Raw genomic sequence first — 21408 nt, 5'->3', positions numbered from 1 at the left:
GGCAGCAAGAAGCGCTACGCCGGCCTGGTGCGGCGTGCCGACGGCAGCGAGGAAATGGTCTACAAGGGCCTGGAGACTGTGCGCACCGACTGGTCGCCGCTGGCCCAGCGCTTCCAGCAGGAACTCTACCTGCGCATCTTCAACCGCCAGCCGTACCAGGATTATGTGCGCGACTACGTGCGCCGTACCCTGGCCGGCGAGCTGGACGAGCTGCTGGTCTATCGCAAGCGCCTGCGTCGGCGGCTCGACGACTACCAGCGCAACGTCCCGCCGCAGGTGCGCGCGGCGCGCCTGGCCGACGAGCACAACGACCGGCAGGGCCGCCCGCGGCAATACCAGCGTGGCGGCTGGATCAGCTACGTGATCACCCTCGCCGGGCCGGAGCCGCTCGAAGCGCGCCGCACGCCGATCGACTACGACCACTACGTGACCCGTCAGCTGCAACCGGTGGCGGACGCCATCCTGCCGTTCGTGGACGACAGCTTCACCGCGTTGGTGGATGGGCAGATGGGGTTGTTCTAGCGCCGTCGGCCGACCTCGCCCGTAGGGTGGGCTTCAGCCCACGCGATACGGAGCTGCGTGTGGCGTCGGTGGGCTGAAGCCCACCCTACGGGAGAACACCGGGGAGCCGTTAAGGCGCTCGCAAACATCGGTAGGGTGGGCTTCAGCCCACGCGATAGGGGGCTGCGTGTGGCAGCGGTGGGCTGAAGCCCACCCTACGGGGGAAGACCGGGGAGCCGTTAAGGCGCTCGTAAACAGCGGTAGGGTGGGCTTCAGCCCACGCGATACGGGGCCGCGTGTGGCAGTGGTGGGCTGAAGCCCGCCCTACGGGGGAACACCGGGGGTCGGCAAGGCACTCGCAAACAGCGGTAGGGTGGGCTTCAGCCCACGCGATACAGGGCCGCGTGTGGCAGTGGTGGGCTGAAGCCCACCCTACGGGGAGCACCGGTGAGTCGGCGACGCGCGCGTGAAGTTTCCGGGGCGCTACCGCTTGTCGCCGACCACGTCTTCCAGTGCCGGCACGCGCGTCTCCGGTTCCAGTTGCACGTCCTCGCCGATCTGGTGGCTGAAGCGCTCCAGCGAGGCCTTTTCCGGGTGTGCGTCGCTGGCGAATACCGGCGGGCTGAGCAGGTAGGCGCAGATCAGCCTGCCGAGGGCCAGCAGGCTGTCGATATGCGTGCGCTCGTAGCCGTGGGTGGCATCGCAGCCGAAGGCGAGCAGGGCGGTGCGGATGTCGTGGCCGGCGGTGATCGCCGACTGCGCATCGCTGTGGTAGTAGCGGAACAGGTCGCGGCGCACCGGAATCTCGTGGCGGTCGGCCAGCCGCAGCAGGTGCCGCGACAGGTGATAGTCGTAGGGGCCGCCGGAATCCTGCATGGCCACGGTCACCGCCCGTTCGCTGGATTGCTGGCCGGCGGCCACCGGGGCGATGTCGATGCCGACGAATTCGCTGACGTCGAAGTTCAGCGCGGCGGCGGCGCCGGAGCCGGTTTCCTCGGTGATGGTGAACAGCGGGTGGCAGTCGATCGGCGGCTCCAGGCCGCTGTCGACGATGGCCTTGAGCGACGCCAGGAGCACCGCCACGCCGGCCTTGTCATCCAGGTGGCGGGCGCTGATATGGCCGCTCTCGGTGAACTCCGGCAACGGGTCGAAGGCGACGAAATCGCCTATGGCGACGCCCAGCGCGCGGGTTTCCTCCAGGGAGTCGGTCAGTGCATCGAGGCGCAACTCGACGTGCTCCCAACTGACCGGCAACTGGTCGACGGCGGTGTTGAAGGCATGCCCCGAGGCCATCAGCGGCAGCACGCTGCCGCGCAGCACGCCGCGGTCGGTGAACACGCTGACCCGGCTGCCCTCGGCGAAACGGCTCGACCAGCAGCCCACTGCGGCGAGCGCCAGGCGACCGTTGGCGTGGATTTCCCGCACGCTGGCGCCGATGGTGTCGAGGTGCGCGGAGATGGCCCGGTCCGGGCTGTAGCGGCGTCCCTTGAGCGTCGCGCGGATGGTGCCGCGGCGGGTCAGCTCGTAGGGAATGCCGAGCTCGTTGAGGCGCTCGGCGACGTAGCGGACGATGGTGTCGGTGAACCCGGTGGGGCTGGGAATGGCGAGCATTTCCAGCAGGACCTTCTGCATGTACTGCATGTCCGGTTCGGGCAGTCTTACGGTCATGGTGTTCTCCCTTACGGCTGGGCGGCGAGGGCGCACGGGCCGGTTTGGCAGGGTGCGGCTTACAGCTATTCCGACCCGGAAGGTGCGGAATCATTCAGCCGAATCGAATCCGAGGTGAGGGGCTGTCGTGGCTGGCCTGGCAATCCCTCGCCAGGCGGGGCTCTAGATCTTGCTCAGCGGAAACAGCAGGTCGACGAAGCGTTCGGCAGTGGGCTGCGGCTCATGGTTGGCCAGGCCCGCGCGTTCGTTGGCCTCGATGAACACGTACTCCGGCTGGTCGGCGGCCTTGACCATCAGGTCGAGCCCCACCATCGGGATGTCCAGCGCACGGGCCGCGCGCACGGCGGCGTCGACCAGGGTCGGGTGCAGTTGCGCGGTGACATCCTCGAGAATGCCGCCGGTATGCAGGTTGGCGGTGCGCCTCACCGCCAGTTGCATACCTTCGCCCAGAACCGTGTCGTAGTCGTGGCCGGCCGCACGCAGGGTGCGCTCGGTTTCGTCGTCCAGTGGAATCTTGCTCTCGCCGTGGGTGGCGGCCTGGCGCCGGCGGCTCTGGCTCTGGATCAGCTTGCGGATGCTGCTGCGGCCGTCGCCGATCACCGTGGCCGGGCGGCGGATGGCGGCGGCGACCACCTCGAAGCCGATCACCAGGATGCGCAGGTCATGGCCTTCGTGGAAGCTCTCCAGCAGCACGCGGCTGTCGAACTGGCGCGCGGCCTCGATGGCGGCGTGCAGTTCCTCGACGGTACGCAGATCGACCGCGACGCCCTGGCCCTGTTCGCCGTCCACCGGCTTCACCACCACGCTGCCGTGGGCTTCGAGGAAGGCGGCGTTGTCCTCGTCGCTGCCGGCGAGCTGCTGCGTCGGCAGCGACAGGCCGGCGCGGCGCAGGTAGCTGTTGGTCAGGCGCTTGTCCTGGCACAGCGTCATGCTCACCGCGCTGGTGAGGTCCGAGAGCGACTCGCGGCAGCGCACCTTGCGGCCGCCGTGGACCAGGGTGAAGAGCCCGGCGGGCGCATCGTCGACCTGCACCTCGATGCCGCGGCGCAGCGCTTCGTCCACGATGATTCGCGCGTAGGGATTGAACTCCACGTCCGGACCGGGGCCGAGGAACAGCGTCTGGTTGATGCCGTTGCGGCATTTCACGGCGAAGGTCGACAGCGTGCGGAAGCCCAGCTTGGCGTAGAGCGCCTTAGCCTGACGGTTGTCGTGCAGCACCGAGAGGTCGAGGTAGGCCAGCCCGCGCGACAGGTAATGCTCGATCAGGTGGCGCACCAGCGCCTCGCCGACGCCCGGCCGGCTGCACTGCGGATCGACCGCCAGGCACCACAGGCTGGAGCCGTTTTCCGGATCGGCGAAGGCTTCCTGGTGGTTCAGGCCCATCACCGTGCCCAGCGCCGTGCCGGTATCACTGTCCTCGGCGAGCCAGTACACCGGGCCACCTTCCTCGCGCGGGGTGATCTTCTGCGGGTCGACCTGGAGCATGCCGCGGCTCTGGTAGAGGCGATTGACCGAGGCCCAGTCGCTGGCGCTCTGGGCGCGACGCAGGTGGAAGCCGCGGAAGGGCCGGCGTGCCGGACGGTAATCGGAAAACCAGATGCGCAGGGTGTCGGAGGGGTCGAGGAACAGTTGCTGCGGCGCCTGCGCCAGCACCTGCTGCGGGGCGGCGACGTAGAGGGCGATGTCGCGCTCGCCGGTCTTCTCGGCGAGCAGGTCGCGCGCCAGGTGCGCCGGGTCGGGATAGGTGTGGCCGATCAGCAGCCGGCCCCAGCCGCACTGCAGGGCGACCGGGCCTCCGGGTCCGTCGAGGCCGTCCTCCGCGCGCTGCGCCTGCAGGCGCTCGTAGGACGGTGCCTGGCCGCGCAGCAGACGCTGGCCGTAGGCTTGTGACTTTTGCATGAAGCCTCCTGAAAACCGCGGCGCGCAGGCGTGCCGCGGGGAAATCGTTTGCGGGCGATGGCGCAGCGCCGGTCTCGCGGGCACGCTCATCCGGGCCGCGGGCCGAATGCCAGCGGTGCTACAGGCCTTGCTGGGTCAGCCAAAGGTTGAGTGCCGCCAGTTGCCAAAGTTTCGAACCGCGCAGCGGGGTGAGCTGGCCCTGCGGGTCGCTGAGCAGGCGGTCGATCATCTGCGGGTTGAACAGGCCGCGGTCCTGGCTCGGGTCGAGCAGCAGGTCACGCACCCAGCCGAGCGTCGCGCCCTGCAGGTGCTTGAGTCCCGGCACCGGGAAATAGCCCTTGGGCCGGTCGATCACCTCGGCGGGAATCACCCGCCGCGCGGCTTCCTTGAGCACGTGCTTGCCGCCGTCGGGCAGCTTGAATTTCCCCGGGATGCGCGCGGACAGCTCCGCCACCCGGTAGTCGAGGAAGGGCGTGCGCGCCTCGAGGCCCCAGGCCATGGTCATGTTGTCGACGCGCTTCACCGGGTCGTCCACCAGCATCACCGTGCTGTCCAGGCGCAGCGCCTTGTCCACCGCCGCGCTTGCGCCGGGCTGGGCGAACTGCTGGCGCACGAAATCGCCGGAATGGTCGCCGCCGACCCATTTGGCCTGCACGGTATCGGCGTACTCGGCGAAGTCGCGATCGCGGAACGCCTGCAGATACGCGGCCACCGGGTCGGCGGCGCCATCCACCTGCGGATACCAGTGGTAGCCGGCGAACAGCTCGTCCGCACCCTGGCCGCTCTGCACCACCTTGCAGTGCTTGGCGACCTCGCGGGAGAGCAGATAGAACGCGATGCAGTCGTGGCTGACCATCGGCTCGCTCATCGCGGCGAAGGCGGCCGGCAGTTGCTCGATGATTTCCTTCTCGTCGATGCGCAACTGGTTGTGGCGCGTGCCGTAGTGCTTGGCAATCAGGTCGGAATAGTGGAACTCGTCGCCGCGCTCGCCGCCGGCATCCTCGAAGCCGATGGAGAAGGTCAGCAGGTTGTCCGCCGCGCCGGCTTCGCGCAGCAGGCCCACCAGCAGGCTCGAATCGACGCCGCCGGAGAGCAGCACACCAACGTCCACCGCGGCGCGCTGACGAATCGCCACCGCCTCGCGCAGGGTATCCAGCGTGCGCGTCTGCCAGTCGTCGAAGCTCAGCGCGTCTTCCTCGGCGGTCTGCCCGTACTCCAGCGTCCACCAGGTTTTCTGCTCGCTGCGGCCATCGGGCTCGACGCGCAGCCAGGTGGCCGGCGGCAGCTTCTCGATACCGGCGATCAGCGTATGCGGCGCCGGCACCACGGCGTGGAAGCTCATGTAGTGGTTGAGCGCGATGGGGTTGATGAGCTTGGCGATGTCGCCGCCCTGCAGCAGCGCCGGCAGGGTCGAGGCGAAACGCAGGCGTTCGCCGGTACGCGAAAGGTACAGCGGCTTGACGCCGAGACGGTCGCGGGCGAGGAACAGCCGGCCGGAGTCGCGCTCCCAGATGGCGAAGGCGAACATGCCGTTGAGCTTCGGCAGCAGCGCCTCGCCCCAGGCATGATATCCCTTGAGCAGCACCTCGGTATCGCCTTCGGAGAAGAACGTGTAACCCAGCGCCTGCAACTCGGCGCGCAGCTCAGGGTAGTTGTAGATGGCGCCGTTGAAGACCATCGACAGGCCCAGCGACGGGTCGACCATCGGCTGTCCCGAGGCGGCTTCCAGATCCATGATCTTCAGCCGCCGGTGGCCGAGGCCCAGCGGGCCTTCGCTGTGGAAGCCACAGGCGTCGGGGCCGCGATCGGCGAGGTGTTGGGTGATGCGCTCGACGGCTGCCAAGTCGCTCGGGCGCTTATCGAAGCGCAGCTCTCCTGCTATTCCGCACATGATCCTTACCGGTTCTCCGTTGGGGTGTGGGTGTGTTTTTTTCGCGGCGGTGATATCGCGAATCAGAACTAGTGACCGATTTCAGGTCAAAGTAGTTCTATGCATTCATCGATAGGTGTTCACGGAAGAAGACGGCCAGAAAAGTTATGACCGAAACTAATAAGAACCTCAGCGATACCTACGCGCTGTCAGTTTTTCAGGCCCTGCGGCGGCTGCAGCAGTCGGCCGAAGTGCACGCCAAGCGGCTCTCGCGCTACGGCGGACTGACTCCTCTCCAGTTGTTGATCCTGCAGGTGCTGGCTGTGGAGAAGGAACTCACGGCGAGCCAGCTGGCGCGCTTCGTCAGCCTCTCGCCGGCCTCGCTGTCCGGCGTGCTGGAGCGCCTCGAAGGCCGCGGCATGCTCTCCCGACGCCGCGACGAGCAGGACCGCCGCAAGCAGTGGCTGGTCCTCGGCGACGCCGGCCGCGAAGCCCTCGGCGAAGCCCCGCCGCTGCTCCCCGACCACGTCCTGCAACGCTTCGCCAGCCTCCCCGAATGGGAACGCCATGCGCTGCTGGCCGGCTTGCTGCGGGCGGCGGAGCTGTTCGAAATGCCTGAGCAGGCGAACGGCGTGGGTTGATAGGCGCGGGGCGCTGGCGGTTCGTGGGATGGGTTGAGCACATCGCGCTCTGAAAGATCGCCGTTCGCTCTTGCCGTATCGACCCACCAGTCACCACGCTCATCTCTTCAGTAGGCCAAGCGGCAATGGCGCGAGGGAACCCCGGCGCAGCTTCTTAGTATGGGTTGAGCCCGCGATACCCATCGCCTGGCCGCCCTCGGGTGCTCACCCTTTGCCGCGCACCCGCTTCCTCAACATGAACCGGTTCGGATGGCAGGCTTCGGCCACCGCGCGCGGTAGCGGCAGCGGTTCGTCGTCCAGCCAGGCGGCGAGCAGTTCGCCGGAGAGCGGCGCGGTGAGCACGCCGCGCGAGCCGTGGGCGGCGTTGATGTAGAGGCCGTCGAGCCAGGGGCAGGGCGTGTCCGGCACCTGGCGGGCGTCCTTGGCGAGCACCGCGTAGCCCTCGGCGAAGGCCGGCGCATCCGCCAGCGGACCGACCATCGGCAGGTAGTCCGGACTGGTGCAGCGGAACGCGGCGCGGCCCTGCAACCGGTGCGGGTCGAGCCGGGCGACGTCGAGGCGACTGGCCAGGTCCGGCGAGATCTCTTCGAGCATGCGCAGGTTTCCGGCGTGATCCGCGGCGGTCGGCGTCAGGTCCGGATCGTCGAAACCGAAGCTCGCGCCCAGCGTGTGTTCCTCGCCGCGCGCCGGGGCGATGTAGCCCTCGGCGCAGAGCACCGTGCGCAGCGCCTGGCTGGGCGCGGTGGCGGGAACCTGGCTGATCTGTCCGCGGATGCGCTTGAGCGGCAGCTCGGCGGCGATCGGAAAACGCTGGATGTCCGCGGCGCCGGCCAGCACCACGACCTCTGCTTCCGCCAGCAGCCCGTTCTCGGCGAAGACCTTCCAGCGGCCGCTTTCGCGTTCCAGGCGCAGCGCTTCGCTATGGCTGAGCAGATGGATGTTCGGATGATCGATCAGCGCGCGACACAGCGCCGGCGGGTGCGCCCAGCCGGCCTCGGGAAAGAACAGCCCGCCGGCGGGCAGGCCGACGCCGGCCAGCGCTTCGGCTTCCTCGCGCGGCAGCAGGCGCAGCAGGCTGTGCGGGAACGCCTCGGCGAGGCGCTGCTGGCGCGTGGCTTCGGCGGCGTCGAAGGCGATCTGCAGCACACCGCACGGCTCCCAGTAGCGACCGCGCTCGACCCGCTCCAGCAGGCGGCGGGTGTGACCGAAGCTGCTCACCACCAGTTGCGAGAGGGCGGTGCCGTGGGCGGAGAGCTTGAGGTAGAGCACGCCCTGCGGGTTGCCCGACCCTTCCTGGGCGACCTCGGCATGCCGCTCGATCAGCGTCACCCGCCAGCCGCGCGCGGCGAGGCTGGCGGCGCTGGCACAACCGGCGAGGCCGGCGCCGATCACCAGCGCCTCGCGGGTCTGCGGGCGCCAGCGCGGGCGGGCGAACCAGGGCCTGGCGCTGTCCTGCGGCTGGCCGTCGTAGCGCCCGGCGAGCATTTCGCGCTTGTGGCCGAAGCCCTTGACCTTGGCCATGGCGAAGCCGGCCTCCTTCAACCCGCGGCGGACGAAACCGGCGCAGGTGAAGGTCGCCAGGGTCGCGCCGGCGGCGGAGAGGCGGGCGAGCTGGGCGAAGAGTTCGGCGGTCCACATCTGCGGGTTCTTCGCCGGTGAGAAGCCGTCCAGGAACCAGGCGTCGAAGCGTGCGTCCAGTTGCGGCAGGCAATCCAGCACGTCACCGATCAGCAGCGTCAGCACCACGCGGCCGCCGGCGAAGCTCAGGCGTTGGAAGCCCGGATGAATGCCGACGTACTGCGCCAGCAACGGCTCGGCCCAGGGCGCCAGCTCCGGCCACAGGGCCAGCGCGCGGGCGAGGTCCTCATGCGCGAGCGGGTAGCGCTCGACGCTGACGAAATGCAGGCGCGCCTCGGCGTTCGCGCATCGATCGAACAACTGCCAGGCACAGAGGAAATTCAGCCCGGTGCCGAAGCCGGTCTCGCCGATGCACAGGCGGCCGCCCGCCGGCAGCGCGGCGAAGCGTTCGGCCAGCGCGTTGTGGGCGAGGAACACGTGGCGGGTTTCTTCCAGGCCGCTGGCGCGGGAGAAGTAGACATCGCCGAATTCGCGGGACAGCGGCTGGCCCTGGTCGTCCCAGTCGAGCTGGGCGTGGGAAGTGTCGTTCATGCGTTTACCTGGCAGCGGGGCGCGCATTGTAGCCGCTACGTCGCGCCGCGCCGCGGACGGCTTATCGACGCAGCGGGAAATCCGTTAGGCTGGGTCGGGACAGAGGAGACACAGATGTTCGAATCGGCGGAAATCGGCCACAGCATCGGCCGCAAGGAATACGAGGAGGCGCTGCCTGCGCTGCTCGAAGGGCTGCTGGATGCGCAGTACGCACTCAAGGAGCAAGCGCGTTTCCCGGTGATCGTGCTGATCAACGGCATCGAAGGGGCGGGCAAGGGCGAGACGGTCAAGCTGCTCAACGAATGGATGGACCCGCGGCTGATCCAGGTGGAAACCTTCGACGTGCAGACCGACGAGGAACTCGCCCGGCCGCCGGAGTGGCGCTACTGGCGCCGCCTGCCGCCGAAGGGGCGGATGGGCGTGTTCTTCGGCAACTGGTACAGCCAGATGCTGCAGTCGCGGGTCGCCGGCGAGATCAAGGATGCCGGCCTGGAACAGGCCATCGACGCCGCGCAGCGCTTCGAGCGGATGCTCTGCGACGAGGGCGCGCTGATCTTCAAGTTCTGGTTCCACCTGTCCAAGAAGCAGATGAAGACGCGCCTCAAGGTACTCGCCGAAGACCCGCTGCGCAGCTGGCGCATCACGCCGCTGGACTGGCAGCAGTCGAAGACCTACGACAAGTTCGTCCGCCATGGCGAGCACATGCTGCGCCAGACCAGTCGCGACTACGCGCCCTGGTACATCATCGAGGGCAACGACCAGAACTACCGCGCGCTGACCGTTGGCCGGCTGCTGCTGGAAGGCTTGCAGGCGGCGCTGCGCACACCCGCCGCGACGCCCGTGCAGCCGCACGCGGCGACCATCGGTGCCAACCTCGAAGAGCATCAGCTGCTGGCCAGCCTGGACATGCGCCAGGTGCTGGAGAAAGAGCATTACCAGCGCCAGCTGACCCTGGAACAGGCGCGCCTGGCCGGGCTGATGCGCCACAAACGGATGCGCAAGCACGCGCTGATCGCCGCCTTCGAGGGCAACGATGCGGCCGGCAAGGGCAGCGCGATCCGCCGTGTCGCCGCCGCGCTGGACCCGCGCCAGTACCACATCGTGCCGATTGCCGCGCCCACCGACGAGGAACGCGCGCAGCCCTACCTGTGGCGCTTCTGGCGGCACATCCCGCCGCGCGGCAAGTTCACCATCTTCGACCGCTCCTGGTACGGCCGCGTGCTGGTGGAGCGCATCGAGGGCCTGTGCAGCCCGGCCGACTGGCTGCGCGCCTACGGCGAGATCAACGATTTTGAGGAAACCCTGGTGCGCAACGGCGTGGTGCTGGTGAAGTTCTGGCTGGCCATCGACAAGGACACCCAGCTGGCGCGTTTCGAGGAGCGCGAGAACACCCCGCACAAGCGCTTCAAGATCGGCCCGGAGGACTGGCGCAACCGCGAGAAGTGGGCGCAGTACAGCGACGCCGTGGGCGACATGGTCGACCGCACCAGCACCCAGCTGGCGCCCTGGACGCTGGTGGAGGCCAACGACAAGCGCTTCGCCCGGATCAAGGTGCTGCGCACCCTCAACGACGCCCTGGCCGCGGTGCTCGACAAGGATTGACGCGTCGAAACCCGGGGGATGCCGGCGCATACGCCGGATGAATGATCGTCGCCGCGGCCCGGCGGCGGTCCTATTCTCGGCCACCTCATCGAACAAGAATCCGAGGTGTGCCATGCGTGAAGTAGTCATCGTCGACAGCCTGCGGACTGGCCTGGCCAAGTCCTTTCGCGGCAAATTCAACCAGACCCGTCCCGACGACATGGCGGCGCATTGCGTGAATGCGCTGCTGGCGCGCACCGGCATCGACCCGGCGCTGATCGACGACTGCGTGGTCGGCGCCGGCTCCAACGAAGGCGCGCAGGGCTACAACATCGGGCGCAACGTCGCCGTGCTGTCGAAGCTCGGCAAGGACGTCGCCGGCATGACCCTCAACCGCTACTGCTCCTCGGGCCTGCAGGCTATCGCCATCGCCGCCAACCAGATCGCCTCCGGGTGCAGCGACGCCATCGTCGCCGGCGGCGTCGAGTCGATCAGCCTGACGCTGAAGAGCGTCAACACCGACCACCTGTACAACCCGCTGATCCAGGAGAACCTGCCCGGCATCTACTACCCGATGGGGCAGACCGCCGAGATCGTCGCGCGCCGCTATGGCGTCAGCCGCGAGGCGCAGGACCGCTACGCCCTGCAGAGCCAGCAACGCACCGCGCGGGCGCAGGCGGAGGGGCTGTTCGACGACGAGATCGTGCCGATGAACGTGCGCTACCAGGTCGAGGACAAGGCCAGCGGCGAGAAGAAGATCGTCGACGGCGTGGTCGATCGCGACGACTGCAACCGCCCGGACACCACCTACGAAAGCCTCGCCGCGCTCAAGCCGGTGTTCGCCGAGGACGGCTCGGTCACCGCCGGCAACGCCTCGCAGCTTTCCGACGGCGCCTCCATGACCCTGGTGATGAGCCTGGACAAGGCACTGGAGCTGGGCCTCAAGCCAAAGGCGTTCTTCCGCGGCTTCACCGTGGCTGGCTGCGAACCGGACGAAATGGGCATCGGCCCGGTGTTCTCGGTGCCCAAGCTGCTCAAGGCGCGCGGCCTGTCCATCGACGACATCGACCTCTGGGAACTCAACGAAGCCTTCGCCTCGCAATGCCTCTACGCCCGCGACCGCCTGGGCATCGATAACGAGAAGTACAACGTCAACGGCGGCTCGATCTCCATCGGCCATCCCTTTGGCATGACCGGCTCGCGCCAGGTCGGCCACCTGATCCGCGAACTGCAACGCCGCTCGCTGCGCTACGGCATCGTCACCATGTGCGTAGGCGGCGGAATGGGCGCCACGGGTTTGTTCGAAGCGGTGCGCTGAAGGCACCTACGGGGATCGATACGCCGGGCCACGGCGTATCGGTCGATCTGATGGTTGTTTCAATGTCTGCGTGACCGTGGGGTGGAAAACCGCGAAGCGTTTTCCACCGGCTCGGATGCGTGGCGTTCCACGGCAAAGGGCTCAGAAGCCGCCGTCGATATCCGTCACCCCGATCAGCTTGTGGTTGACGAACTCCTTGAGGCCCAGGCCGATCAGTTCGCGGCCGTAGCCGGAGCGGCGCACGCCGCCGAACGGCAGGTCCGCCTTCACCGCGGTCGGATGGTTGATGTAGACCATGCCGGTGGAGATCTGCCGGGCCACTGCCTTGCCGCGCTGGATGTCGCGGGTGAACACCGAACCTCCCAGGCCGAAGGGCGAGTCGTTGGCGATGGCGATCGCCTCGGCTTCGTCGCGGGCATTGAAGATCAGCGAAACCGGGCCGAAGAATTCCTCGTAGTACGCCGGGTTTTCCGGGGTCAGGCCGGTGAGCATGACCGGCCGCACGAAGGCGCCCTGCGCCGGGACTTCGGCACCGATCAGGCTGACGGTGGCGCCGTGCGCGACGGCCTGTTCCACCTGGCGACGCACGTCATCGGCAGCGCCCTGGGAGGACAGCGGCGCCAGGCTGGTCTGCGCGTCCATCGGATCGCCGGCCTTCAGCGCGGCCACGCCGGCGTGGTACTTGTCGAGGAAAGCGTCGTAGATCGACTCCAGCAGGATGATGCGCTTGGACGAGCAGCACACCTGGCCGGCGTTCCAGTGGCGACCGAACACCGCCCACTTCACCGCCTTGTCGAGGTCGGCATCGTCGAGCACGATGAAGGCGTCGGCGCCGCCCAGCTCCATGGTCGACTTCTTCAGCGCCTTGCCGGCCTGCGCCGCCACCAACGCCCCGGCCGCTTCCGACCCGGTCAGCGCCACGCCGTGCACGCGCGGGTCGTTGAGGATGGCTTCGATCTGCCCGCGGGTCGCATACAGGTTGGTGAAACCACCTTCGGGCAGCCCGGCCTCGAGCATCAGCCGCTCGAACAGCGCGGCGCATTGCGGCACGTTGGAGGCATGCTTGAGGACCACCACGTTACCCACCGCCAGCTGCGGGGCGATGATCCGGGCGATCTGGTAGTAAGGGAAGTTCCACGGCTCGATGGCCAGGATGATCCCCAGCGGCTCGTGCACCAGCTGCGCCTCGAGCACCGCCGGGTCCTTCGATGGCAGCGCCTCGGGGGCCAGCAGCGCTACGGCGTTCTCCACGTAGTACTCGAAGATCGCCGCCGACAGCTCCACCTCGGCCTGCGCCTCGCTGAACAGCTTGCCCATTTCCAGGGTCAGCAACCGCGCATAGCCCTGGGCATCCGCGCGCAGCAGGTCGGCGGCCTTCTGCAGCACCGCCAGGCGGGCCGCGATGGGCTGCTCGCGCCAGTTCAGGAAAGTCGCCTGAGCGACGTCCAGCGCGGCGCCGACTTCGGCATCCGTCGCGTCGGGAAAGGTGGCCAGTGTTTCACCGGTGTAGGGGTTGGTCGTTGCGTAAGCCATGCATGTTTCTCCTCGTCTGAGCGACGACACGGAAAGCCGGAAAGCCCATTCCAGAGCACCCGGCCCCCGCCGCCGCGGTCGCCCAGTGAACGCAATTGCGTCCACGCGACCATTGACCTGGCACAGCAGAACGCGCACGCACGAAGAATCCGCGGTTGGCTGTCAGGAGGGAAACTGCGAAACGATTTACGCGTTGAATGCGAGGGTGTCTCGATGGGGCCTCGCTTGAGCATGAGGCTTCCGGCTACCTACGGCGCAACCGACTCATGACTCGCGATCGAGGTTGGCACTGAGCCGCTGCAGGAAGCTGGTCAGCAGCAGGGCTTCATCGGGGCTGAAACCGGCCAGCATGCGGGTATTGCCATCGTTGAGGATCGTGCGTGCCTGCGGTAGGCGCTGCAGCGCCAGCGGGGTGAGTTCGATGCGCTGCGCACGCGGGTGGTGCGGATCGGGAAAGCGCCGGATCAACTGATCGCGCTCCAGCCGCGCCAGGGTCTGCGCCATCGACGGTTGCTCCACTCGCAGCAGGCGTGCCAGCTCGGCCTGGGTCGCGGCCTTGCCCTGGCGCAGTGCCTCCACCACCGGCAGGCTGGCCATTCCCAGACCCAGCGGGCGCAGCTCGATCTCCGCCATCCGGCTCAGCTCGCGGGCCACTCGCTTGATCAGAAAAGACGGGACGTTCCTTGGGTCGGGACGCTCCATACGTTCGCTCCGGCTGATTGACATAGGCTCCTATGATATTGATCATAGGGTCCTATGTTGAAGTCCAGGAGGCCAGCCGTGTCGGTGTTTCCCCGTATCGCTGTCGTAGGTGCCGGTCCGGCCGGCCTGTTGCTGGCGTGCCGGCTGCACCGCGCCGGCAGACCGTTCACGTTGTTCGAGGCCGACGCCGCCGCCGATGCGCGCGCCCAGGGCGGCATGCTCGATCTGCATGCGGAGACCGGCCAGGCCGCGCTGCGCAGCGCCGGTCTGTTCGAGGATTTCCAGCGTTGGGCGCGCTATGAGGACCAGGGCACGCGGCTTTTCGACGCCGAAGGCCGGCTGCTGCTAGAGGATGACGGCCAGGCCGGCGACCGCCCGGAAATCGACCGCGGGCATTTGCGTGACCTGCTGCTGGCGGCACTACCAGGCCGCGTGCACTGGGGCCATGCGTTGCAGCAGGCTTCACTCGTGGACGAGGAGGTCGAACTGCGCTTCGGCAATGGTCAGGTCGGGCGTTTCGACTTCGTTGTCGGCGCTGACGGTGCATGGTCCCGGCTGCGCGTGCTGCTCACCGACGTTCGACCGTTGCACGCCGGCATCAGCCTGTACGAACTCTCGCTGGCGGATATCGACCGTGCCCATCCGCAGCTGTCCGCGCTGGTCGGGCACGGTACGCTGATCGCCAAGCGCGGCCAGTACACCCTGTTCGCCCAGCGCAATGCCGATGCCCATGTCCGCGTGTACGCCTCGTTGCCGCAGGTACTGGAGGAGGGCGAGCTGGCGCCGTCGCTGTCGCGTGCCGACCTGCTGCGGCATTTCGTTGATTGGCACCCGGATCTACGCCGGCTGATCGCCGAGGCCGGCGATGCGGTGCGGCCTTGGCCGATCTACATGTTGCCGCCGGAGCATCGCTGGGTGCATCGCCCGACGGTCACCTTGATCGGTGATGCCGCGCACCTGATGCCGCCAGCGGGCGAGGGCGCCAACCTGGCCTTGCGCGACGCCGCCGACCTGGCCGATGCGCTGTGCAGCCATGACTGGCACGCCGCCGTGCGGGCCCACGAACAGACGATGATGACGCGGGCTGCGGTAGCTGCGGCGAGTGCGCAGCGCCTGCTGACGGCCAACTCGCCGGCGTATCTGCTCGAGGCTTTGGGCGGGGATGCGGACGCAGGTGGCGCTGTGCGCTCGGCTCAGCCGAGGTGACGTGGGACGGTCGCTGCCGGTCAGCCCCCGTCGCAGAGGGTGTGGAGAAAGGCGGAGGTGTCCGATAGTGAGTTCTGGCCCCTCACCGCAACACCTTGTACTCCGAGATATTCCGCGCGCATTCGTGGCGGGCGATGAAGCGGGATACTTCGCGTTCGGCGTCCTGTTTGCTGAAGAACGGGCCTTCCAGGGTGCCTTCGCGGGTGGAGAAGAAGTAGCGGCCGTTGACCACGCTGATCCGTTCGCTGCGGAAATGGTTGGCGGGGGTTGCATCCACTTTGCGCTGTCCGAGCATGTTGTCGTTCTCCCTGTCGATGAGGCTGAGTCTACCGTCCGTCCGGCTGTCAGCGGGGCCACGGCGGACGGACGGTGTGCTGTTCTGGCGCAGTGCCATCATGTCGCGCAGATCATGGACCCGGCGCATGCCGTTCGGTTCCGCGCCAGCGCTCCTCGGGCCTCGCGCGGACTAAACGCTCAGGCCGAGTTTTTCCGCCTTGCGCAGCCACGTCTGGCGTTGTTCCTCGGTGGAAGTGCGGATCGGCGAGAACTCGTTCAGGCGGCGCGTCTTGATTCCGCAGAAGCCCAGCACGGTGCGCACCATCTGCCGGTGCGCCGGGGCGCCGTAAACCCAGCGGAAGTACCAGCTCGGCGTGTCCAGAGTCACCAGCAGGTCGGCGCTGCGGCCGGTGAGCAGCTTGTCCCAGGCTTGCAAGCGGCCGCGGAACTTGAAGGCGAAACCGGGTAGGAACACGCGGTCGAGAAAACCCTTGAGCAGCGCCGGCACGCCGCCCCACCAGACCGGGTAGACGAACACCAGGTGTTCGGCCCAGTGGATCTCCCGCTGCGCCTCGAGCAGATCTGGCTCAAGCGTCTGGCTGTGCTCGTAGCCGTCGTGCAGGATCGGGTCGAACTGCAGCTCGCCCAGCGCCAGGACGCGCACCGCGTGTCCCTTGCTGCGCGCGGCGTTGGCGTAGGTCTCGCCGAGCGCGTGGCAGAAGCTGGCGGCTTTCGGCGTGCCGAAGATCATCAGGATGCGTTTGCCGTCGCCTTCCAGGCGCGTTGCGCCGCTGCGCGCATCGCTCATGGCGTGTTTCCCAGCATGTCTTCCGGGCGTACCCACTGGTCGAACTGCTCGCTGGTCAGGTGCCCCAGCGCCAGGGCGGCTTCGCGCAGGGTGCTGCCTTCGGCGTAGGCCTTCTTGGCGATCTCGGCGGCCTTGTCGTAGCCGATGTGCGGGTTCAGCGCGGTCACCAGCATCAGCCCGCGCTCCAGGCGCGCGGCCATCTGCGTGGCGTCCGGTTCCAGACCGGCGACGCAGTGTTCGTTGAAGTTGCGGCAGCCATCGGCGAGCAGGCGGATCGATTGCAGCAGGTTGTGGATGATCACCGGCTTGAACACGTTCAGCTGCAGATGGCCCTGGCTCGCGGCGAAGGCGATGGTGGCGTCGTTGCCCATGACCTGGCAGGCGAGCATCGACAGCGCTTCGCACTGGGTAGGGTTGACCTTGCCGGGCATGATCGAACTGCCCGGCTCGTTGGCCGGCAGCTTGACCTCGGCGAAGCCGGCGCGTGGGCCTGAGCCGAGCAGGCGCAGGTCGTTGGCGATCTTCATCAATGCCACGGCGAGGGTCTTCAGCGCGCCGCCGAGGGCCACCAGCGGCTCGTGGCCGGCGAGGGCGGCGAACTTGTTCGGCGCGGTGACGAAGGGCAGACCGGACAACGCGGCGAGCTCTGCGGCGACGGCTTCGGCGAAGCCATGCGGCGCGTTGAGGCCGGTGCCCACCGCGGTGCCGCCCTGGGCCAGCTCGCAGACCGCCGGCAGGGTCGCGCGAATCGCCTTCTCCGCGTAGTGCAGCTGGGCGACGAAGCCCGACAGTTCCTGGCCGAAGGTGATCGGCGTTGCGTCCATCATGTGCGTGCGGCCGGTCTTGACCAGCTTGATGTGCCGCGCCGATTGCTCGGCGAGGCCGTCGGCGAGTTCGGCGATGGCCGGCAGCAACTGGTCATGCACCGCCTGCGCGGCGGCGATGTGCATGGCGGTGGGGAAGCAGTCGTTGGAGCTTTGCGCGCGGTTGACATGGTCGTTGGGGTGCACCGGTGTCTTGCCGCCGCGCTGGCCGCCGGCGATCTCGTTGGCGCGACCGGCGATCACCTCGTTGACGTTCATGTTGCTCTGCGTGCCGCTGCCGGTCTGCCAGACCACCAGCGGGAACTGGTCGTCGTGCTTGCCGGCGAGGACCTCGTCGGCGGCCTGCTCGATCAACCGGGCGATGTTGGAGGGCAGCTCGCCGATGCGGTCGTTGACCCGCGCCGAGGCTTTCTTCACCAGGGCCAGCGCGTGCAGCAGGGCCAGGGGCATGCGCTGGTCGCCGATCGCGAAGTTGATCAGCGAGCGTTGGGTCTGTGCGCCCCAATAGGCGTCTTCGGGGACCTCGATGGCGCCCAGGCTATCGGTTTCGGTGCGGCTCATGGCGGCGTCCTTCCAGTACGTTCAGGCAGTTTTAGTCTGCGCGGCGAGGCGCGGGGTTCCGCCCGAGCCTACAGGATCGCCGCGCGGCGATGCACGAACGAGCGGGCGTTCCGCGCCGCTTCGCTGGGCCCGGCGCGCCTTGAGGCCGGCACCGGCTTGGGCGCAGAATGCCGTTCCGCGCTGTCAAACAGCCCGAATTCTCTACGCAAGGAACACTCGATGACGTTATTCCGCACCCTGTGTGCCGCCGCACTCTTCGCCGCCGTGAGCGCCCCGGCCATGGCCGATACGGCCAGCCACAACGCCCAGGCGGAAAAATTCCTCAAGCTGGCGCATGCCGACAAACTGACCACGCCGGTCTACTCCCAGGTGCAGCAGATGTTCGCCCAGCGCTTCGCCGAGGCGAAGGCGCCGGAGTCGAAGAAGGCCACGCTGGAGAGCTACCAGGCCAAGGCCAACGCCGCGCTGGACAAGGCCGTGGGCTGGAACAAGATCAAGCCGGACATGGTTGCGCTGTACACCAGCAACTTTACCGAGAAGGAACTCAAGGACCTGATCGACTTCTACCAGTCGCCGCTGGGCAAGAAGGTTCTCGAGAAGATGCCGACCCTCACCGCTCAATCCGCGCAACTGACCCAGGCCAAGCTGGAAAGCGCGGTGCCCGAGGTCAACAAGCTCCTGCAGGACATGAGCAGCGAATTGGGCGCCGGCAGCCCGGCTAAATCGGGGAGCCCGGCGAAATGATGATGCAGGAGCGCATCCGCGAGGCGCTGGGTGGCCTGTCCACCCATCACCTCGAACTGGTCAATGAGAGCCACATGCACAGCCGGGGCGAAGATACGCACTTCAAGGCGGTCATCGTCAGCCCGGAGTTCGCCGGGCTGAATGCGGTGCGCCGGCATCAGAAGGTCTACGCGGCACTCGGCGAACTGATGGGTCAGTTCCACGCGCTCGCGCTGCACACCTACACCCCGGAGGAATGGGCGGCGCAGGGCACCGTGCCCGAATCGCCCACCTGCCTGGGCGGTTCCAAGCACGATCATTGATGCCCGCCCGGAGCGAATCCGGGCCTTCAATCTTCCCCAGTGGTAGTCGTTCCGCTGACTACACTCCAGTCACTTGAGAACAATCGAGTGCGCCGATGCGGAAGAAAACCCTGCTTTCGTTTGCGCTGGTGGTCGGCGTTCTCGCTCTCGCCACGCCTCTCGTCGTGGCGTACCGGCTGGCGCAGCAGGACGGCCACGACGAGGCGAACGCCTACCTCGAAAGTCTGGCCCTCGACGTCCTGCGTCGCTCCGATGCCACGCGCGCGCAAATCGATATGGCGGTGCTCCTGCTTCGTTCGGGTCCGCCGCTACTGCCCTGCTCGGAGGAACAACTGGCGCGCATGCGGGTGGTCGTCGCCCGCTCCAGCTACCTGGTCGGCTTCGGCTACCTGGACGGCACCCGCCTGATGTGTTCCACCATGGCCACGTTCGAGGCACCGGTGGAGCTGGGCCCGCCGCACCGGACCACCCCGCCCCACATCTGGTCGTGGGGCGGGGTGGCGTTGCCCGGCGTGCCCGGCGCGCTCTTCAACATCAACGCGCACGACGAGTACGCAGCGATCATCGCGCCGCAGTTGGTGATCGACATCCTCGACCAGAATTCGACCCTTTCGCTGAGCCAGGTCGGCGGTCACCCGCCGCGGATGCTTCGCACGCGGGGCGTGTTCAAGCGGGAGTGGCTGGCGCACTACGATGGCAAGCCCGCCGAGTTCACCGACGCCGAGCACTTCGTCGTGGTGCGCCCGTCGCATAACGGGCAAAACGAGGTTTTCGCCGCCATGACGCGCGATCAGGTCGAGGGCCTGATCAGGAGCGCCGCCTGGCGCAGGATGCCCATCGGGCTGCTGGTCGGCGTGCTGCTGGCGGCGCTGGTGTTCCTCATCGCGCGCAATCGGCTGTCGTTCAAGACGGAGTTGCAGGCGGCGCTCAAGCGCCACGAATTCTTCCTGCTCTACCAGCCGGTGATCGACCTGCGCCATGGCCGCTGCACGGGCGCCGAAGCGCTCATCCGCTGGCATCGCAGCGACGGCGTGGTGGTCCCGCCTATGGTGTTCATTCCCGCCGCGGAAAAGAGCGGGATAATCCAGAAGATCACCGCCAGCGTCCTGCAGATGGTCGCGCGGGATGCCGCGCAGCTGCTGCGCGACAACCCGCAGACCCACATCGCGATCAACTTCTCCGCCGAGGACCTGCATTCGCCGCAGACCGAGTCGCGTCTGCAGGCATTGGTCCGCGAATGCGGCGCGGCCTCGCACAACATCATCATCGAGGCCACCGAGAGCGGCCTGATGTCCCCGGAAAAGGCCCGCGGAATCCTGGCGAGGATTCGCCAGCAGGGATTCAGGGTGGCCATCGACGACTTCGGCACAGGCAATTCCAGCCTGTCCTACCTCGCCACCTACGACCTGGACTTCCTCAAGATCGACAAGAGCTTCGTGGATGACCTGGGCAACGACCCCGCGAGCACGCAGATGGCCTTCCACATCATCCAGATCGCCCGCAGCCTGGGCCTGCAGATGATCGCCGAGGGCGTGGAAACCGAGCGCCAGCGCGACATCCTGCGTGACGCAGGCGTGCAGTTCGCCCAGGGCTACGTGTTCGGCAAGCCGATGCCGATGGCCGATCTCGCCGAGTTCATCCGCCAGCGCAACGGGCATGCGGTCGATAAACCCTGACGCCTGCGCAGGCGCAGACCGTCGAAAAACGCCGGGCTTTTTCGCCGGTCGGCTACACGAGCGCGACGCGGAAACGTAGACTGCGCGACCACGCCGATCCGGGCGTTTTCATCAGGCGCTTCGGGCCTTGCGTCCGTGCGCTCAGTCCGCCCTTTGCGAGGGTGACCACTGAAAGGTAATTCCATGACCGACAAGATCGTCGTCGCGGCGCTGTACAAGTTCGTCTCCCTGCCGGACTACGTCGCGCTGCGTGAACCGCTGCTGCAGACCCTGCTCGAAAACGGCATCAAGGGCACCCTGCTGCTCGCCGAGGAGGGCATCAACGGCACCGTCTCTGGCTCGCGCGCCGCCATCGACGCGCTGTTCGCCTGGTTCGCCCGCGACCCGCGCCTGGCCGACGTGGACCACAAGGAGTCCTTCTGCGAGGAGCAGCCGTTCTACCGCACCAAGGTCAAGCTGAAGAAGGAGATCGTTACCCTCGGCGTTCCGGGTGTGGACCCCAACGCCCGTGTCGGCACCTACGTCGAGGCGAAGGACTGGAACGCGCTGATCGACGACCCCGAGGTGCTGGTGATCGATACCCGCAACGACTACGAAGTGGCGATCGGCAGCTTCGAGGGCGCGGTCGATCCGCAGACCAAGTCGTTCCGCGATTTCCCCGAGTACGTCAAGGCGCACTTCGACCCGGCGCGGCACAAGAAGGTGGCGATGTTCTGCACCGGCGGCATCCGCTGCGAGAAGGCCTCCAGCTACATGCTCGGCGAGGGTTTCGAGGCGGTCTATCACCTCAAGGGCGGCATCCTCAAATACCTCGAGGAAGTGCCGGAGAGCGACACCCGCTGGCGTGGCGACTGTTTCGTCTTCGACAACCGCGTCACGGTGCGCCACGATCTCTCCGAGGGCGACTACGACCAGTGCCACGCGTGCCGCACGCCGATCTCGGTCGCGGACCGCGAATCCGAACACTACGCGCCCGGCATCAGTTGCCCGCATTGCTGGGACAGCCTGAGCGAGAAGACCCGCGCCGGCGCCCGCGAACGGCAGAAACAGATCGAACTGGCCAGGGCGCGCAACCAGCCGCACCCGCTGGGCCGCGATCCGCGCCAGGCCGACTGACGTTCCACAGACC

The 21408-nt window shown here is 67.6% G+C and carries 18 protein-coding genes; 9 read left to right on the top strand and 9 right to left on the bottom strand.

Going from position 1 to position 21408, the window contains the following annotated elements; translation table 11 throughout:
- The coding region (locus B3E91_RS17125) for a DNA polymerase domain-containing protein (protein WP_287030676.1) at positions 1-522 on the top strand (522 nt) is incomplete at its 5' end.
- 462 nt (positions 523-984) lie between these two features.
- On the opposite strand, the gene B3E91_RS17120 is transcribed toward B3E91_RS17125, so the two are convergent.
- The 3 genes from B3E91_RS17120 to B3E91_RS17110 form a co-directional block, all read right to left on the bottom strand.
- A complete protein-coding gene (locus B3E91_RS17120; protein ID WP_287030675.1) occupies positions 985-2169 on the bottom strand; it encodes an osmoprotectant NAGGN system M42 family peptidase in 1185 nt (394 codons plus the stop codon).
- A 162-nt stretch (positions 2170-2331) separates the two neighbouring features.
- On the bottom strand, positions 2332-4068 hold the full coding sequence (gene ngg / locus B3E91_RS17115) for an N-acetylglutaminylglutamine synthetase (protein WP_287030674.1): 1737 nt from the start codon (positions 4066-4068) through the stop codon (positions 2332-2334).
- Positions 4069-4186: 118 nt separating this feature from the next.
- The gene (locus B3E91_RS17110) at positions 4187-5959 is read right to left on the bottom strand and encodes an N-acetylglutaminylglutamine amidotransferase (protein ID WP_287030672.1); all 1773 of its coding nucleotides are present in this window, start codon (positions 5957-5959) and stop codon (positions 4187-4189) included.
- A gap of 146 nt (positions 5960-6105) precedes the next feature.
- Here B3E91_RS17110 and B3E91_RS17105 point away from each other — a divergent pair, with 146 nt between their 5' ends.
- Entirely contained in the window at positions 6106-6579 is a 474-nt protein-coding gene (locus B3E91_RS17105) for a MarR family winged helix-turn-helix transcriptional regulator (protein ID WP_282338903.1), read from the top strand.
- A gap of 204 nt (positions 6580-6783) precedes the next feature.
- Here the strand turns inward: B3E91_RS17105 and mnmC are convergent, their stop codons facing one another.
- Positions 6784-8748 (bottom strand): bifunctional tRNA (5-methylaminomethyl-2-thiouridine)(34)-methyltransferase MnmD/FAD-dependent 5-carboxymethylaminomethyl-2-thiouridine(34) oxidoreductase MnmC, encoded by a 1965-nt coding sequence (gene mnmC, locus B3E91_RS17100; protein ID WP_287030670.1) that lies wholly within the window; start codon positions 8746-8748, stop codon positions 6784-6786.
- Positions 8749-8862: 114 nt separating this feature from the next.
- Between mnmC and pap the strand changes: the two genes are divergently transcribed.
- Positions 8863-10350 carry a polyphosphate:AMP phosphotransferase gene (gene pap, locus B3E91_RS17095; RefSeq protein WP_287030669.1) on the top strand — a complete coding sequence of 496 codons (1488 nt, stop codon included), beginning with the start codon at positions 8863-8865 and terminating at the stop codon, positions 10348-10350.
- A 112-nt stretch (positions 10351-10462) separates the two neighbouring features.
- A complete protein-coding gene (locus B3E91_RS17090; protein WP_273228879.1) occupies positions 10463-11647 on the top strand; it encodes a thiolase family protein in 1185 nt (394 codons plus the stop codon).
- 141 nt (positions 11648-11788) lie between these two features.
- Here B3E91_RS17090 and B3E91_RS17085 read toward each other — a convergent pair whose 3' ends face one another.
- A complete protein-coding gene (locus B3E91_RS17085; protein ID WP_287030668.1) occupies positions 11789-13180 on the bottom strand; it encodes an NAD-dependent succinate-semialdehyde dehydrogenase in 1392 nt (463 codons plus the stop codon).
- A gap of 264 nt (positions 13181-13444) precedes the next feature.
- Positions 13445-13882 (bottom strand): MarR family winged helix-turn-helix transcriptional regulator, encoded by a 438-nt coding sequence (locus B3E91_RS17080; RefSeq protein WP_287030667.1) that lies wholly within the window; start codon positions 13880-13882, stop codon positions 13445-13447.
- 54 nt (positions 13883-13936) lie between these two features.
- On the opposite strand from B3E91_RS17080, the gene B3E91_RS17075 reads away from it, so the two are divergent.
- A complete protein-coding gene (locus B3E91_RS17075) occupies positions 13937-15088 on the top strand; it encodes an FAD-dependent oxidoreductase (RefSeq protein WP_287030666.1) in 1152 nt (383 codons plus the stop codon).
- 82 nt (positions 15089-15170) lie between these two features.
- On the opposite strand, the gene B3E91_RS17070 is transcribed toward B3E91_RS17075, so the two are convergent.
- The 3 genes from B3E91_RS17070 to B3E91_RS17060 form a co-directional block, all read right to left on the bottom strand.
- Positions 15171-15383 (bottom strand): DUF6316 family protein, encoded by a 213-nt coding sequence (locus tag B3E91_RS17070; protein ID WP_273228938.1) that lies wholly within the window; start codon positions 15381-15383, stop codon positions 15171-15173.
- Positions 15384-15554: 171 nt separating this feature from the next.
- A complete protein-coding gene (locus tag B3E91_RS17065; RefSeq protein ID WP_287030664.1) occupies positions 15555-16172 on the bottom strand; it encodes an NAD(P)H-dependent oxidoreductase in 618 nt (205 codons plus the stop codon).
- Complete coding sequence (locus B3E91_RS17060; protein WP_287030663.1) at positions 16169-17557, bottom strand: class II fumarate hydratase; 1389 nt, start codon at positions 17555-17557, stop codon at positions 16169-16171. Before B3E91_RS17060 ends, B3E91_RS17065 begins: the two co-directional genes overlap by 4 nt.
- A gap of 219 nt (positions 17558-17776) precedes the next feature.
- Here B3E91_RS17060 and B3E91_RS17055 point away from each other — a divergent pair, with 219 nt between their 5' ends.
- From B3E91_RS17055 to B3E91_RS17040, 4 genes are all read left to right on the top strand, one after another.
- Complete coding sequence (locus tag B3E91_RS17055) at positions 17777-18301, top strand: DUF2059 domain-containing protein (protein WP_090230233.1); 525 nt, start codon at positions 17777-17779, stop codon at positions 18299-18301.
- The gene (locus B3E91_RS17050; RefSeq protein ID WP_287030661.1) at positions 18298-18603 is read left to right on the top strand and encodes a BolA family protein; all 306 of its coding nucleotides are present in this window, start codon (positions 18298-18300) and stop codon (positions 18601-18603) included. The genes B3E91_RS17055 and B3E91_RS17050 overlap by 4 nt, the downstream gene beginning before the upstream one ends.
- A 95-nt stretch (positions 18604-18698) precedes the next feature.
- Positions 18699-20279, top strand: coding sequence for an EAL domain-containing protein (locus B3E91_RS17045; protein WP_287030660.1), 1581 nt, complete (start codon positions 18699-18701; stop codon positions 20277-20279).
- Positions 20280-20462: 183 nt separating this feature from the next.
- A complete protein-coding gene (locus B3E91_RS17040; RefSeq protein ID WP_287030658.1) occupies positions 20463-21395 on the top strand; it encodes a rhodanese-related sulfurtransferase in 933 nt (310 codons plus the stop codon).
- Positions 21396-21408 lie beyond the last annotated feature (13 nt).

Origin of the sequence: Pseudomonas sp. UBA6310 (genome assembly GCF_002438225.1) — a bacterium.
In the GTDB taxonomy this organism is placed as follows: Bacteria; Pseudomonadota; Gammaproteobacteria; order Pseudomonadales; family Pseudomonadaceae; genus Pseudomonas_O; species Pseudomonas_O kuykendallii.
The sequence above is the reverse complement of the archived record's forward strand: the minus strand, read 5'-3'. Positions and strand labels throughout refer to the sequence as shown.

What these genes read in the sequence shown, in the direction of transcription:
- B3E91_RS17110 (WP_287030672.1), bottom strand. Translation starts at nt 5,959, where the DNA reads ATGTGCGGAATAGCAGGAGAGCTGCGCTTCGATAAGCGCCCGAGCGAC.
- B3E91_RS17055 (WP_090230233.1), top strand. Translation starts at nt 17,777, where the DNA reads ATGACGTTATTCCGCACCCTGTGTGCCGCCGCACTCTTCGCCGCCGTG.
- B3E91_RS17045 (WP_287030660.1), top strand. Translation starts at nt 18,699, where the DNA reads ATGCGGAAGAAAACCCTGCTTTCGTTTGCGCTGGTGGTCGGCGTTCTC.
- B3E91_RS17065 (WP_287030664.1), bottom strand. Translation starts at nt 16,172, where the DNA reads ATGAGCGATGCGCGCAGCGGCGCAACGCGCCTGGAAGGCGACGGCAAA.
- ngg (WP_287030674.1), bottom strand. Translation starts at nt 4,068, where the DNA reads ATGCAAAAGTCACAAGCCTACGGCCAGCGTCTGCTGCGCGGCCAGGCA.
- B3E91_RS17070 (WP_273228938.1), bottom strand. Translation starts at nt 15,383, where the DNA reads ATGCTCGGACAGCGCAAAGTGGATGCAACCCCCGCCAACCATTTCCGC.
- B3E91_RS17090 (WP_273228879.1), top strand. Translation starts at nt 10,463, where the DNA reads ATGCGTGAAGTAGTCATCGTCGACAGCCTGCGGACTGGCCTGGCCAAG.
- B3E91_RS17075 (WP_287030666.1), top strand. Translation starts at nt 13,937, where the DNA reads ATGTTGAAGTCCAGGAGGCCAGCCGTGTCGGTGTTTCCCCGTATCGCT.
- pap (WP_287030669.1), top strand. Translation starts at nt 8,863, where the DNA reads ATGTTCGAATCGGCGGAAATCGGCCACAGCATCGGCCGCAAGGAATAC.
- B3E91_RS17120 (WP_287030675.1), bottom strand. Translation starts at nt 2,169, where the DNA reads ATGACCGTAAGACTGCCCGAACCGGACATGCAGTACATGCAGAAGGTC.
- B3E91_RS17080 (WP_287030667.1), bottom strand. Translation starts at nt 13,882, where the DNA reads ATGGAGCGTCCCGACCCAAGGAACGTCCCGTCTTTTCTGATCAAGCGA.
- B3E91_RS17040 (WP_287030658.1), top strand. Translation starts at nt 20,463, where the DNA reads ATGACCGACAAGATCGTCGTCGCGGCGCTGTACAAGTTCGTCTCCCTG.
- mnmC (WP_287030670.1), bottom strand. Translation starts at nt 8,748, where the DNA reads ATGAACGACACTTCCCACGCCCAGCTCGACTGGGACGACCAGGGCCAG.
- B3E91_RS17105 (WP_282338903.1), top strand. Translation starts at nt 6,106, where the DNA reads ATGACCGAAACTAATAAGAACCTCAGCGATACCTACGCGCTGTCAGTT.
- B3E91_RS17060 (WP_287030663.1), bottom strand. Translation starts at nt 17,557, where the DNA reads ATGAGCCGCACCGAAACCGATAGCCTGGGCGCCATCGAGGTCCCCGAA.
- B3E91_RS17085 (WP_287030668.1), bottom strand. Translation starts at nt 13,180, where the DNA reads ATGGCTTACGCAACGACCAACCCCTACACCGGTGAAACACTGGCCACC.
- B3E91_RS17050 (WP_287030661.1), top strand. Translation starts at nt 18,298, where the DNA reads ATGATGATGCAGGAGCGCATCCGCGAGGCGCTGGGTGGCCTGTCCACC.